Genomic DNA, 12,891 nt, shown 5'->3' with positions numbered 1-12,891 from the left:
CAACAATGTCGTCAATGACGACAAGATCGCATAAGATCCGACCGTGCCGGAAATGAACAAGCGGCCCTACCACCACGGGCAACTCCACTCGGCCCTGCTCGCCGCCGCCGAACGCAGCCTGCGCGAGCACGGCGTGGAGCAGCTCTCCCTGCGCGAGCTGGCCCGGGAAATAGGTGTCAGCCATGCTGCCCCGCGGCGCCACTTCCCGGACCGGCAGGCCCTGCTCGACGCCCTGGCCGAGGCGGGCTTCGAGCGCATGAACGCGCAACTGCGTGTGGCGTTCGCCGAAGCGGGAGACGACTTCGCGCCGCGCCTGCGGGCCACCCTGGCGGCGTACATCCGATTCGCCACCGAGGACGCGGCGCTGCTCGAGTTGATGTTCACCAGCAAGCACCGGCCGGGCGCCGACCGCGTGGTGGCGGCGGCCGGCCCGGCCTTCACGCTGATGTACGAGCTAATCGCCCAGGGGCAGACAGCGGGGGAACTCGCCGCCGGCGACCCCGAGCGGGTAGGCATCGTCCTGTTCGCCACGATGCAGGGCATCGCCATGCTGATCAACGGCGACATGGTCAAACCGGAGCTGCTCGACGGCCTCGTGGAGACCGCAGTCGAGCAACTCGTGCGGGGAGCACGCCCGGCCTGACGGGCAAAGCCTCAGGCGGCGCCGAGGAGCGCGGCGAGAATGGCTCTCTCAAAAAGAGTGACCAATCCCTGCCTTCCCGAGTGCGGTGTCGCCCGGTTCCTCGCCCTGCTCAACGGGCCGTGGGCCACCCTGATCGTGCGCGAGCTCCTGCGAGGGCCCCACCGCTTCACCGAGCTGCGCGACGGCCTGCCCGGCATCAGCCCGCGCACTCTGACCAGCGTGGCGGCACTGGCGGGCGTGGCCGCCCTCGTCGGGTTCGGGACCCGGCGGGCCGCCGTGAACTGACCCGGGCGCGCGCGGACTTGGCATCGATGTCACGGGAGTCCGGCGTACGGATGGGGCAGGTGGGACAGGAGAGCGGCGAGGTCGTTGTCACGATTACACAGCGTGAGGCAACCATTCAGCCGTTCGATTCGTATAACTCCCTGGAAGGAGAGCGGCCCGGCCGTCGGGTGTGACGTCGGAGCGTCACTATCCGCTTGACCGGTTGGCCCCGAACGAGGAGAGACGATGCGACTGTTCGCGCTCAACTATGCTCGCCCCGCTGAGCAGTTGGAGGTCAGCGCTCCGTATATCTATGACTCCGGACTGCAGTTGAACGTGCTCGCCGACGGACGGATAGCGGCCCACGACTACGCCCTGTTGCGGGAGTTGGGGGCCACCACCTCCACCGCGGGATCGAAGACACACTTCGACGACTGAACACGGACCCCCGACAATGACCGTTCTTGTCCTGACGAGCGAACAGGATGTAACGGCTGACATGGTGGTGGCCGAGCTCAACAGGACCGGCGTCCCGGTGGTCCGGCTCGATCCCGCCGACCTGCCCGGAGGTGTCGCTCTCTCCGGCGAGTACGTGCACGGCGTCTTCCACGGGCATCTGTCCGCCGGCGGACGCCTGGTGAGTATGAGCGGCCTGCGCTCGATCTGGGTGCGCAGGCCGGGCGTTCCGGCCACCCGGGCCGCCGAGCAGTCCGCCTGGCTGACCGAGGAGTCCGCGCAGGCGCTGTACGGCATGCTGCGCGCCACCCGCGCCCGCTGGATGAACCATCCGGACGCGGCCCGGCGCGCCCGTCACAAGCCCTGGCAGCTCCACCACGCCCAGCGCAGCGGGCTGCCCGTGCCGGCCACGCTGATCACGACCTTCCCGCAGGCCGCCCGCGACTTCGCGGAGCGCTACCCCGACCTGGTAGTCAAGCCCGTCTCCGGCACGCACCCCCAGGAACCCCCCAGGGCGGTGCCGACCAGCCGTATCGCACCCGACGCGGACTTCACCGCCGTGGCCTTCGGTCCGACCCTGCTGCAACGGCGGATCGCCAAGCGCGCCGACATCCGCCTCACCGCCGTCGGCGACCACGTCCTGGCCGCCCGCAAGGCGATCGCGCCGGACGCGGACCCGAACGAGGTGGACGTCCGCTTCGCCCGCTCCGCCTCGCCCTGGCGCCCCGTCGACGTCCCGCCACGTACCGCCGCGGCCGTGCGGACGTACCTGCGGGATGCCGGACTCGCCTACGGAGCCTTCGACTTCGCGGAGGACGCCGACGGGATCTGGTGGTTCCTGGAGTGCAACCAGTCGGGCCAGTTCGGGTTCGTGGAGATCGAGACGGGCCAGCCCATCGCCCGCACCATCGCCGAATGGCTGGCGGACCACGAGCCGGAACAGGAGCCGCACGACAACGGCCGGATACGAACGGCTCCTTGACGGCTCGTTTACGGCGGGACGGTCCGGCCGCCGTCTTGCCTTTCCCCAGGTCTCCCCTTTCCCCGGGTCTCCCCTTTCCCCGGGTCTCCCCCGGTCCCTCCCCTTCGAGCGCGCTCCATCCGGCACACTCCCCTCATGGAGATTGCCGAGCACATTCAAAGCCTGGACAGGGAGGGCCGACTGCTGGCCGTCGCCGCCGAGCAGGCCGGTACCGACGCCAAGGTGCCGACCTGCCCCGGCTGGCAGGTGCGTGATCTACTGCGGCATACGGGGACGGTGCACCGCTGGGCCAGGGCGTTCGTCGCCGAGGGACACACGTCGTACCAACCGAGCGGGAGCGAGCCGGACCTCGACGGCGCCGAACTCCTGGACTGGTTCCGGCAGGGTCATCGCCGGCTGGTCGACACCCTGGCCAACGCCCCGACCGACGTGGCCTGCTGGACCTTCCTGCCCGCGCCCTCCCCACTGGCCTTCTGGGCGCGGCGGCAGGCGCACGAAACGGCCGTCCACCGCATCGACGCGGAGTCCGCACGCGGCGGAACGCCCGGCGAGACCGCCGTGGACTTCGCGGTGGACGGCATCGACGAACTCCTCCTCGCCTTCCATGTGCGCGGGAAGAGCCGGGTACGTACGGAGGAGCCACGCGTGCTGAGGGTGCGGGCGACGGACACGGACGCCGTGTGGACCGTATGCCTGTCGCCCGAACCGCCCGTGAGCGAACGGGGCGGGACGGCGGACGCCGACTGCGAGGTGGCCGGTCCGGCGGCTCGGCTGTACCCGGCACTCTGGAACCGGCTGCCGTTCCCGACCGTCACGGGCGACACCGCGCTCGCCGCGCTGTGGCAGGAGAAGTCCGGCATCATCTGGGGCTGAGCGGACCGCCCCCGTCGCCGTGCGGGCCCGCCCCCGTCACTGACCGCCCCGTCACCGGCCCGAGCCGCCCGCCGGCAGGCGGGCATCGCCATCGTGGGGCTGCTGATCTCCCTCACGCGCGTACGCACCCGCCGTACGCGGCAGTCCGAACAAGGGGGACACCTCCCAAGTGTGCGCCCGGCGCGGTTCGTTGTCCCGCCGGGCGCACGTCTGTGAGACTGCCGGTATGACCATCAACGGGGGACGACGTACGCAGACCCAACGGGACGCGATCACCGTCGAGATCGGATACGCGCTGTGCAGCGCGGCGTTCGCGGCGGCGGTCGTCTTCGGGGCGGTCGCGGGTCCGGCGCTGCTGTTCGAACTACCGGATGCCGTGGGCGACTTCCTGCTGCGTACGGGCCTGGTGCTGGCGCCCGTTCTGTTCCTCGCACGGACGGTGAGTGTGCTGGTCCGCTTCCATCGGGGGCCTCAGCCCAGCCAGCCCGGCCGCACCAACCCCGACTCGTAGGCGAGAACCACCAGTTGGGCCCGGTCGCGGGCGCCCAGCTTCACCATCGTGCGGCTCACGTGCGTCTTGGCGGTCAGCGGGCTGACGACGAGACGGCGGGCGATCTCCTCGTTGGACAGGCCGATGCCGACGAGGGCCATCACCTCCCGTTCCCGCTCGGTGAGTTCGGCGAGCGAGGCGGCGGACTCGGGCTCCTTGGAGCGGACCGCGAACTCGGAGATCAGCCGACGGGTCACTCCCGGCGAGAGCAGCGCGTCGCCCTCGACCACCGCCCTTACGGCGCGCAGGAGTTCGTCCGGCTCGGTGTCCTTGACGAGGAAACCGGAGGCCCCGGAGCGGATCGCCTCGAAAACGTACTCGTCGAGTTCGAAGGTGGTCAGCATGACCACCTTGACGTCCTTCAGGGCCTCGTCGTCGGTGATCCTGCGGGTCGCGGCCAGGCCGTCGAGCAGCGGCATACGGATGTCCATCAGGACGACGTCCGGGCGCAGTTCGCGCACGGTGCGCAGCGCTTCCTCACCGTCGGCGGCCTCCCCGGCCACCTCGATGTCCGACTGCGCGTCGAGCAGCGCCTTGAAGCCTGCCCTGACCAAAGACTGGTCGTCGGCGAGCAGTACGCGGATCACAGGTCCTCCTTGACCTTCGGCTTCTGCGGCTTCAGTGGCAGCACGGCGAGCACCCGGAACCCTCCGTCGCGGCGTGGCCCCGCCTCGATCGTGCCACCCAGTGCGGCGGCCCGCTCCCGCATCCCGGCGAGTCCGTTGCCGCTGCCGCCCGCGTCCGCTCCGGTCGCGGGCCCGTCGTCGTCGATCCGCAGCCGCAGTCCGCCGCCCGCGCTGTCACCGTCGTCGTACGCGATCCGCACGCGCGCGTGCCGCGATCCCGAGTGCCGTACGACGTTGGTGAGGGCCTCCTGGACGATACGGAAAGCGGCCAGGTCGGTCCCGGGAGGGAGCGTCGGGGCCTCGCCGTCGACCTCGACGGTCAAGCCCGCCCCCGCCGCCTGCTCGACGAGCTCGGGGAGCCGGTCGAGTCCCGGTGCCGGGGCGCGCGGGACGTCGCCGGGGGCGCGTAGCGTGTCGAGCACCTGGCGGACCTCCCCCAGCGCCTCTTTGCTGGCCGCCTTGATGGTGGTGAGCGCGGTGCGGGCCTGCTTCGGGTCGGTGTCGAGGAGCGCGAGGCCGACGCCCGCCTGGACGTTGATCACCGAGATGCTGTGCGCGAGGACGTCGTGGAGTTCGCGGGCGATCCGCAGCCGCTCCTCGTCGGCGCGTCGCCGCGCGGCCTGCGCCTGCTCCTCGCGCTCGCGGGCCCACTGCTCCCGGCGCACGCGGGCGAGTTCCGAAAGCGCGACGATCGCCGCGATCCAGGCGGCGACCACGCCCTCCTGCCCCCAGGACGCGGCGGAGTCCCCGGACGGCGGCAGCCACCGGTACAGCCAGTGCGCCACCAGCACGTGCCCCGCCCACAGCATGCCGACCGCCGCCCACGCGGCCCCGCGGTGCCCGGCGACGATCGCGCTGAAACAGCCCAGGGCCACGGCCAGGAACACCGGCCCGTACGGATACCCGGCGCCCAGATAGATCATGGCGGTCGCGGCCGTGCCGAACGCGACGAGCACCGGATGCCGCTGCCGCCACAGCAGCTGGCCCGCGCCCACGAGCAGCAGAAGTCGCGCGAAGACGTCGAGGGAGGCGCGCTCGCCCGCTTGAGCCTCGGCGGCGAAGTTCGAGCCGATCAGCACGAAGGCGGTGAGCAGTGCGGTGGAGCGCCATGGCCATCGGGGACCTGCGCCGTCCCCGGCGGGCGGGTTCCACCAGGGCGGCGGCCCGCCCCACGGCGGGTTTCGCCAGGGTGGCCCGCCCCACGTCCTGCGCTGCTCTTCCATACTGGCCACGCTAGACGCCACGGGCCGCCCACGGCGTCGGCCGAGCGAGGTGATCACACGTACTCCCCGCGAAGTACGCCCTCGCCGGTTCCCGGGCGAGGGCGGGGTTGCCGGTGCCGCGGTGCTCGGGCGGGTCGTCGCCCGTGCCACGGACCTGCTTGGTGCCGGGTGAGCTCCAGCGCGAGAGGTCCGGGTACGGCCCGGGTGCCCGCGCCGTACCCGGCGGTGGAGCGGCTGTGCGCCGGGGCCGAGAAGCGGCTCATCGTCCTGGAGGAGCGGCTTGCCGTGGCCATGGGCGTGCGATACCCGGGCCCGGGGTCCGCGCCGCGCTGCGCCGCGCTCACCGCGTGCCCGGGTCCCGCGTCAGGACCCCGCCTTGCCGACGGTGCCCGTGCCGGTGGGCTGGGGGAACACCAGGCCGACGTGGTGGGCGAGTTGGTCGGCAGCGTGCCGGAAGAACGTCTCGCGGTCCTCGACGACACGGTGGAACTGCCCGAACAGCTCGAAGTTGACCAGCCCGTACAACTGCGCCCACGCCTGCACGAGCACCACGACCACCGCCGGCGGCAGATCGGGGGCGAGGTCCTCGGCCATCCGCCGCGCCTCCGGCGCGAGTTCGGCGGGCAGCTTCCACTGGGCCACCCCCTTGCCCCGGTGTGCCTCCCGCACGATCCGGATCAGCAACTGCCCGACCCGCGAGGCGGCGGGCACGGTCGTCTCCGGCGCGACGTACCCGGGCACGGGCGAACCGTAGATCAACGCGTACTCGTGCGGATGTCCCAGGGCCCACGCCCGCACCGCCTCGCACACCGCGGTCCACTGCCGCGCGGGCGCCGAGTCGGTGACCTGGGCGTGCGCGGCTTCGGCGGCCTCGCCGAGGGAGTCGTAGGCGTCGATGATGAGCGCGGTGAGCAGGTCGTCGCGGCTGGGGAAGTAGCGGTAGAGCGCGGAGGAGGCCATACCGAGTTCACGCGCCACGGCACGCAGTGACAGCTTGGCGGCGCCCTCGGCGGCGAGTTGTCCGCGCGCCTCGTCCTTGATCGCGGCGGTCACTTCCATCCGGGCGCGGGCGCGGGCTCCTTGTGTGGTGCTCATGCGGAGCAGTCTGCCATACGTCGAGAGCGGTGCACACAAAAGAGAGCATCGAACAAAAAAGAGAGCACTGCTCTTGCTTTTGATCAACGATCTCGCGCACACTGCTCTCAAGCGAGAGCAGTGCTCTCTCAAACTCTTCGAACCGTGGGAGTCACCATGTCGTCGTCATCGCCGTACTACCTCAAGGGCAGCCCGCTGAACGTCCGCCTCAACAGCGTCATCGGCTGGCTCGCCCGGCACGGGATCAGCATCGCCGGCACGGCCGAGATGTCCGTACGCGGCCGCAAGAGCGGGCAGATGCAGCGCATCCCGGTCAACCCGCACACCTACGAGGGCACGCGGTACCTCGTCTCGGCCCGCGGCCACTCCCAGTGGGTGCGCAACATGCGGGTCGCCGGCGGCGGGGAGCTGCGTGCCGGACGCAAGGTCCGCGAGTTCACCGCGGTGGAGCTTCCCGACGAGGAGAAGCTCCCGGTCCTGCGCACCTATCTGGAGAAGTGGGGCTGGGAGGTCAACCAGTACTTCAACGGCGTCACGGCCAAGTCCAGCGACGAGGAACTGATCGCGGCCGCTCCCGACCACCCGGTCTTCGGGATCACGGTCAAGTGACCACGAGTGACCACGTGACCGTCCCCGCCGCTCCTCGGGTCGCTGCCGTCTACCGGTCGAACGCGGTCAGGGCGCGTCCGGCCATCGGATGGGTACGGACGATCTCGCCCAGGGACGTCGAGCCGCGGGTGATGTCCATGAAGGCCTTCCAGGCGGGACGGAAGCCGGTCAGGGCCGCGTGGAAGAGACCGGGGCGCCGTTCGAAGGCCGTCAGCAGCCGCTTGCCGACGCTCATCTCGACGCCCAGCCCCGCCTTGATCGCGAACGCGTAGTTCAGGGCCTGCCGCCGCGTGTCCACCGCGTCGTGGGCCTCGGCGATCCGCACGGCCCACTCCCCCGCGAGCCGCCCCGACCGCAGCGCGAACGAAATACCCTCCCGCGTCCACGGCTCCAGCAGGCCCGCCGCGTCGCCGCACACCAGCACCCGCCCCCGGGACAACGGCGAGTCGTCGGCCCGGCACCGCGTCAAGTGCCCGGAGGAGACGCTCGGTTCGAAGCCGGCGAGGCCGAGCCGTCCGACGAAGTCCTCCAGATACCGCTTGGTCGCGGCGCCTTCACCGCGTGCGGAGATCACGCCGACGGTGAGCGTGTCGCCCTTGGGGAAGACCCACCCGTAACTCCCGGGCATCGGACCCCAGTCGATGAGCACCCGTCCCTGCCAGTCCTCGGCGACGGTCTCCGGCACCGGGATCTCCGCCTCCAGGCCGAGGTCGACCTGGTCGACCTTCACGCCGACATGCGCCCCTATGCGGCTGGCGCTGCCGTCCGCGCCGACGACGGCCCGCGCGAACAGGGTCTCGCCACCCTGCAGGACGACGGCGACCGTGCGCCGGTCCGGTACGACCGACCCGTGCTGTTCGACGCGTGAGACCGTGACGCCGGTCCGCAGGTCGGCGCCCGCCTTCTGCGCGTGCTCGACGAGCTGCTGGTCGAACTCGGGCCGATTGATCAGCCCGAACAGCATCTGCTTGGAACGGCGGGTGCGGGTGAAGCGCCCGTTGTTCGAGAACGTGACCGCGTGCACCCGGTCCTTGAACGGCAGATCGAAGCCGGGGGGCAGCGAATCGCGCGAGGGGCCGATGATGCCGCCGCCGCACGTCTTGTAGCGGGGCAGCTCCGCCTTCTCCAGCAACAGCACGCGCCGCCCCGTGACCGCCGCCGCGTAGGCGGCCGAGGCCCCCGCGGGTCCCGCGCCCACCACGACGACGTCCCACACCCGCCGCACGTCGTCCGCCGAAGAGTTCTCGCTGCTCACGATGGTCTACTGCTCCCGCTCCAGCCGCCTGCCGCATCTGTCTCACGCATCCTACGGGCGGGCTTCGCCGCAGTCCGCTGTGGGAGGATCGGCGGCGTACGCCCCACATCAGAACGCGCGTACGCACCCTCGTACCCAGAAGCGACCAGAAGCAACCAGAAGTACCCACAGCCACAACGTCGCACCCACAAGGAGCGTGCCCATGTCGTCGAACCCGGTCGCCGGGACCATCGCCTCGCTGATGCCGAGGGCGAAGGAGGAGCTCACCGAACTGGTGGCCTTCACATCGGTGGCGGACTTCGACCAGTACCCCAGGAGCGAGAGCGAGGCCGCCGCGAACTGGATCGCCGACGCCCTGCGCGCCGAGGGGTTCCAGGACGTGGCCCTGCTCGACACCCCGGACGGCACACAGTCCGTCTACGGCTGTCTGCCCGGCCCCGAGGGCGCGAAGACCGTCCTCCTCTACGCCCACTACGACGTGCAGCCGCCGCTGGACGAGGCCGCCTGGGTCACGCCGCCGTTCGAGTTGACCGAGCGGGACGGCCGCTGGTACGGGCGGGGCGCGGCCGACTGCAAGGGCGGCGTGATCATGCATCTGCTCGCGCTGCGCGCGCTCAAGGCGAACGGCGGCGTGCCCGTCACCGTCAAGGTGATCGCCGAGGGTTCGGAGGCGCAGGGCACGGGCGGCCTGGAGCGCTACGCCGAGCAGCACCCGGAGCTGCTCGCCGCCGACACCATAGTCATCGGCGACGCCGGCAACTTCCGCGTCGGCCTGCCCACGGTCACCTCGACGCTGCGCGGCATGACCATGATGCGCGTCCGGATCGACACCCTCGAAGGCAACCTGCACTCGGGCCAGTTCGGCGGCGCCGCCCCCGACGCGCTGGCCGCCCTGATCCGTGTACTGGACTCACTGCGCGCCGAGGACGGTTCGACGACCGTCGACGGGCTCACCGGTGACGCGTCCTGGGACGGCCTGAGTTACGACGAGGCGCAGTTCCGCGAGGACGCCAAGGTGCTCGACGGCGTCGGCCTCATCGGCTCCGGCACCGTCGCCGACCGCATCTGGGCGCGCCCGGCCGTCACCGTGCTCGGCATCGACTCCCCGCCGGTCGTCGGCGCGACCCCGTCGGTGCAGGCGAGCGCCCGGGCGCTGATCAGCCTGCGGGTCCCGCCGGGCGTGGACGCGGCCGGGGCGACCAAGCTCCTCCAGACCCATCTGGAGGCCCACACTCCGTGGGGCGCCCGGGTGAGCTGCGAACACGTCGGCCAGGGCCAGGCGTTCCGCGCCGACACCTCCAGCCCGGCGTACGAGGCGATGGCGGCGGCGATGGCCGTCGCCTACCCGGGCCGGCAGATGCAGTACGCGGGCCAGGGCGGTTCCATCCCCCTGTGCAACACCCTCGCCTCCCTCTACCCGGCCGCCGAGATCCTCCTCATCGGCCTGAGCGAGCCGGAGGCCCGGATCCACGCGGTCAACGAGAGCGTGTCCCCTCAGGAGTTGGAGCGCCTGTCGGTGGCGGAGGCGCTGTTCCTGCGCAACTACGCGGCGAGCTGAGCGCGTCACGGTCACTGCACCGGCACACCGGCTTCCAGGTAGAGCGCGGCTCCCCGCTCCCGTGCCCGCAGCGCCCACCGCAGCCGTTCGTACCGCACGGGCGGGAGCAGTTCGGCGGCCTCCTCCTCGGTGACGAAGCGCCAGTCGCGCAGTTCGGGGCCGGGGAGGACCGGTCGCTGGCCGCCGGTGGTGTCGAGGCGGCCGCCGTCGTAGAGGAGGCGCAGGCCGCCGTATCCCGGGGGCGCGGGCGGTTCCCAGTCGACGACGAGGAGCCGGAGTACGGCGTCGAGGTGGATGCCGGTCTCCTCGGCGACCTCGCGCACGCCCGCCCGGGCGGGTGCCTCACCGGGTTCGACGACGCCGCCGGGGAACTCCCAGCCCGCCTTGTACGTGGGGTCGACGAGCAGCACGCGGTCGTGCTCGTCGAACAGCAGAACTCCCGCCGCCAGGGTCTCGGCGGTGGGTTCGGGGGTCTGCACGATGTCGCACACGGGGGCTTCTCCGGTGCGTACGGCGTCGGCGACGCGCCGGGCGGTCTCGTACGCGGTGAGGGTGCTGGTGTCGACGAGGTGGGCATCGGCGGTGAGCCAGCCGCCCAGGGCGGTGCGGTAGGGCTCGATGTGGTCGTACGCCCACTGGCGCACGCGCATCTCGCCGTCGGGGAGGTCCGGGGGTATCTCCCGGCCGGCTATTCGCTCACGCAGGATCGTTTCGGCCGGGGCGAGGAGCACATGGCGGACAGGGATACGGCGCGCGGCGAGGCCGCCGAAGATCTCGTCGCGGTAGTCCTGGCGCAGCAGGGTCATCGGGACGACGAGCGTGCCGCCGAGCTCGGCGAGCAGGGCGGCCGCGGTGTCGACGACGAGCCTGCGCCAGCTCGGCAGGTCCTGGAAGTCGCCGACCTCGGCGAGGTGCTTGGCGGGCAGCAGGTGTGTGAGCGCGCCGCCGATGACCTCCGGGTCGAAGAGCGTGCTGTTCGGGATCAGTTCGATCAGTTCCCGTGCGGTGGTGGTCTTCCCCGCACCGAACGCACCGTTGATCCAGACGATCACGGTTCCCCCTCTTCTGTTGGGCCCCCTGTGGCTTGCCCGCTCCACCCTGCCACGGAAACCAGCCCCTGATGAGGGGAGCTGAACGTACGGCGCCGGGTTCCCCACCACCCGGTGGGGAACCCGGCGCCGCTTGCGGGAGCCGTCAGCCGTTCCGGCTGCTCCGGCCCCCCTCACCGCCCAGGGCGTTCTCGTCGACGGCCAGGCTGTCGCTGGCGACCGTCTTGTCGAGGGTGCCGAGGGTGTCCTGAATTCCCAGGCCGCCGAGGGCGTCGGTCTTGGCGAGGGCGTCGGCGTCGAGACCGTGGGACGGGGTGACCGCCGCGACGACGAACCCGGTGGCCAGGGAGGCGATGGCGAGCATGCTGCGCTTCTTCATGCCCCGTCCAACTGCGAAACCGGACGAGGGTCACGGCCCACCCCGCGCCAATCCGCACGCACCCCTTCCCTTCCACCACGACAATCCGGAGCGACGGTACGACGGTCGCCTCGACCGACGCGCCGACGGACGCCCCGTCCGCGCAGCCGGTGTCGGCCGACGTGAGCGGTGCGCGGGTGGTGTCCCGCGTCGTCACGGACGGCGGGGGACGGGATCGCCTCGGACCACGGGAACGGGGCGGGAGGCAGGCACACACCGGCTGCCGTCGCCCCGGTTACGCCACCGTGGCGCTCGGCTTCCGTGCCAGCGCCGCGGCTGCCGCGCCCACCAGCCCCGCGTCCGTGCCCATCTGCGCGGGCGTGATCGTCAAGCCCTGTACGAAGGACAGCGTCGCGTAGTCCTTCAGGGCCGCGCGCAGCGGGGCAAAGAGGACGTCGCCGGCCTTGCCCACTCCCCCGCCGATGACGGCGATGTCGATCTCGACGAGGGTCGCGGTGGCCGCTATGCCCGCCGCCAGCGCCTGGGCGGCCCGCTCGAAGGACGCCACGGCGACCGGGTCACCGGCTCGGGCGGCGGCGGCCACCGCGGCGGCCGAGGTGTCGCCGTCGGGGCCGGGCCGCCAGCCGCCGTCCAGGGCGCGGCGGGCGATGTTGGGGCCGCTGGCGATGCGCTCCACACAGCCCCGGGAGCCACAGGGGCACTGGTCGCCGTCGAGGTCGACGCTGATGTGCCCGATGTGGCCCGCGTTGCCGGTGGGGCCCGGGTGCAGTCGCCCGCCCAGCACGAGGCCGCCGCCGACGCCCGTGGACACGACCATGCAGAGCGCGTTGTCGTGGCCGCGGGCCGCGCCCTGCCAGTGCTCGGCGGCCGTGATCGCCACGCCGTCGCCGATCAGCTCGACGGGGAGCCCGTCCGTGGCGGCCCTGACCCGGGCGACCAGCGGGTAGCCGCGCCAGCCGGGCACGTTGACCGGGCTCACCGTGCCCGCGGAGGCGTCCACCGGGCCCGCGCTGCCGATGCCGACCGCCGCCGCCCTGCTCCACAGCGGGGTGGCCGTCAGTTCGCCGATGACGTCGTCGACGGCCCGCATCACGGTGTCGCCGTCCTCCTGAGCCGGCGTCGGGCGCTGCGCGCGCACCAGTATCCGGCCGTGACCGTCCACCAGCGCTCCGGCGATCTTGGTGCCGCCGATGTCGAGCGCGGCCACGAGGTCGGTGTGCATCAGAGTCAGTTCTCCCGCCGCTGTGTCCGTCCGGGCCCCGTCCGTCAGCGGTACCCGGAATTCCCGGCCCTCGCGTCGACGGCGGCCGGATCTCCGGCCGGAAAACC

General features: G+C 71.9%; 15 protein-coding genes. 8 read left to right on the top strand and 7 right to left on the bottom strand.

The window, feature by feature from the left end; all coding sequences use genetic code 11:
• Positions 1 to 52: 52 nt before the first annotated feature.
• The 6 genes from ACWD3C_RS37895 to ACWD3C_RS37870 all read left to right on the top strand — a co-directional run bounded on the left by ACWD3C_RS37895 (position 53) and on the right by ACWD3C_RS37870 (position 3,729).
• Complete coding sequence (locus ACWD3C_RS37895) at positions 53 to 643, top strand: TetR/AcrR family transcriptional regulator (protein ID WP_451151422.1); 591 nt, start codon at positions 53 to 55, stop codon at positions 641 to 643.
• Positions 644 to 682: 39 nt separating this feature from the next.
• Positions 683 to 928: a winged helix-turn-helix transcriptional regulator gene (locus ACWD3C_RS37890; protein WP_451151387.1), complete on the top strand. Its 246-nt coding sequence runs from the start codon at positions 683 to 685 to the stop codon at positions 926 to 928.
• A 225-nt stretch (positions 929 to 1,153) separates the two neighbouring features.
• Positions 1,154 to 1,345, top strand: a complete 192-nt coding sequence (gene tgmA / locus ACWD3C_RS37885; protein ID WP_451151385.1) for a putative ATP-grasp-modified RiPP — start codon at positions 1,154 to 1,156, stop codon at positions 1,343 to 1,345.
• A gap of 16 nt (positions 1,346 to 1,361) precedes the next feature.
• Positions 1,362 to 2,345: an ATP-grasp ribosomal peptide maturase gene (gene tgmB / locus ACWD3C_RS37880; protein ID WP_451151383.1), complete on the top strand. Its 984-nt coding sequence runs from the start codon at positions 1,362 to 1,364 to the stop codon at positions 2,343 to 2,345.
• 135 nt (positions 2,346 to 2,480) lie between these two features.
• Positions 2,481 to 3,218 (top strand): maleylpyruvate isomerase family mycothiol-dependent enzyme, encoded by a 738-nt coding sequence (locus ACWD3C_RS37875; protein WP_451151381.1) that lies wholly within the window; start codon positions 2,481 to 2,483, stop codon positions 3,216 to 3,218.
• A gap of 226 nt (positions 3,219 to 3,444) precedes the next feature.
• Entirely contained in the window at positions 3,445 to 3,729 is a 285-nt protein-coding gene (locus tag ACWD3C_RS37870) for a DUF6332 family protein (RefSeq protein WP_451151379.1), read from the top strand.
• Here the strand turns inward: ACWD3C_RS37870 and ACWD3C_RS37865 are convergent.
• The 3 genes from ACWD3C_RS37865 to ACWD3C_RS37855 all read right to left on the bottom strand — a co-directional run bounded on the left by ACWD3C_RS37865 (position 3,690) and on the right by ACWD3C_RS37855 (position 6,712).
• Positions 3,690 to 4,355, bottom strand: coding sequence for a response regulator (locus ACWD3C_RS37865; protein WP_451151377.1), 666 nt, complete (start codon positions 4,353 to 4,355; stop codon positions 3,690 to 3,692). The genes ACWD3C_RS37870 and ACWD3C_RS37865 overlap by 40 nt on opposite strands.
• The gene (locus ACWD3C_RS37860; RefSeq protein WP_451151420.1) at positions 4,352 to 5,617 is read right to left on the bottom strand and encodes a sensor histidine kinase; all 1,266 of its coding nucleotides are present in this window, start codon (positions 5,615 to 5,617) and stop codon (positions 4,352 to 4,354) included. The genes ACWD3C_RS37865 and ACWD3C_RS37860 overlap by 4 nt, the downstream gene beginning before the upstream one ends.
• Before the next feature lie 363 nt (positions 5,618 to 5,980).
• Positions 5,981 to 6,712 carry a TetR/AcrR family transcriptional regulator gene (locus ACWD3C_RS37855; protein WP_451151375.1) on the bottom strand — a complete coding sequence of 244 codons (732 nt, stop codon included), beginning with the start codon at positions 6,710 to 6,712 and terminating at the stop codon, positions 5,981 to 5,983.
• A 156-nt stretch (positions 6,713 to 6,868) separates the two neighbouring features.
• Between ACWD3C_RS37855 and ACWD3C_RS37850 the strand changes: the two genes are divergently transcribed.
• Positions 6,869 to 7,321 carry a nitroreductase/quinone reductase family protein gene (locus ACWD3C_RS37850; RefSeq protein WP_451151373.1) on the top strand — a complete coding sequence of 151 codons (453 nt, stop codon included), beginning with the start codon at positions 6,869 to 6,871 and terminating at the stop codon, positions 7,319 to 7,321.
• Between the two features lie 49 nt (positions 7,322 to 7,370).
• Here ACWD3C_RS37850 and ACWD3C_RS37845 read toward each other — a convergent pair whose 3' ends face one another.
• Positions 7,371 to 8,576: a geranylgeranyl reductase family protein gene (locus ACWD3C_RS37845; RefSeq protein WP_451151371.1), complete on the bottom strand. Its 1,206-nt coding sequence runs from the start codon at positions 8,574 to 8,576 to the stop codon at positions 7,371 to 7,373.
• Between the two features lie 202 nt (positions 8,577 to 8,778).
• Between ACWD3C_RS37845 and ACWD3C_RS37840 the strand changes: the two genes are divergently transcribed.
• Positions 8,779 to 10,134, top strand: coding sequence for a M20/M25/M40 family metallo-hydrolase (locus tag ACWD3C_RS37840; protein WP_451151369.1), 1,356 nt, complete (start codon positions 8,779 to 8,781; stop codon positions 10,132 to 10,134).
• An 11-nt stretch (positions 10,135 to 10,145) separates the two neighbouring features.
• Here the strand turns inward: ACWD3C_RS37840 and ACWD3C_RS37835 are convergent, their stop codons facing one another.
• From ACWD3C_RS37835 to ACWD3C_RS37825, 3 genes are all read right to left on the bottom strand, one after another.
• The gene (locus tag ACWD3C_RS37835) at positions 10,146 to 11,186 is read right to left on the bottom strand and encodes an NUDIX hydrolase (protein ID WP_451151367.1); all 1,041 of its coding nucleotides are present in this window, start codon (positions 11,184 to 11,186) and stop codon (positions 10,146 to 10,148) included.
• Positions 11,187 to 11,328: 142 nt separating this feature from the next.
• Positions 11,329 to 11,562 (bottom strand): hypothetical protein, encoded by a 234-nt coding sequence (locus ACWD3C_RS37830; protein ID WP_451151365.1) that lies wholly within the window; start codon positions 11,560 to 11,562, stop codon positions 11,329 to 11,331.
• A gap of 274 nt (positions 11,563 to 11,836) precedes the next feature.
• Positions 11,837 to 12,784 carry an ROK family protein gene (locus ACWD3C_RS37825; protein WP_451151363.1) on the bottom strand — a complete coding sequence of 316 codons (948 nt, stop codon included), beginning with the start codon at positions 12,782 to 12,784 and terminating at the stop codon, positions 11,837 to 11,839.
• Positions 12,785 to 12,891 lie beyond the last annotated feature (107 nt).

Source organism: Streptomyces sp. NPDC002845 (assembly GCF_053591955.1).
This window is presented reverse-complemented; position numbering and strand designations above follow the sequence as displayed.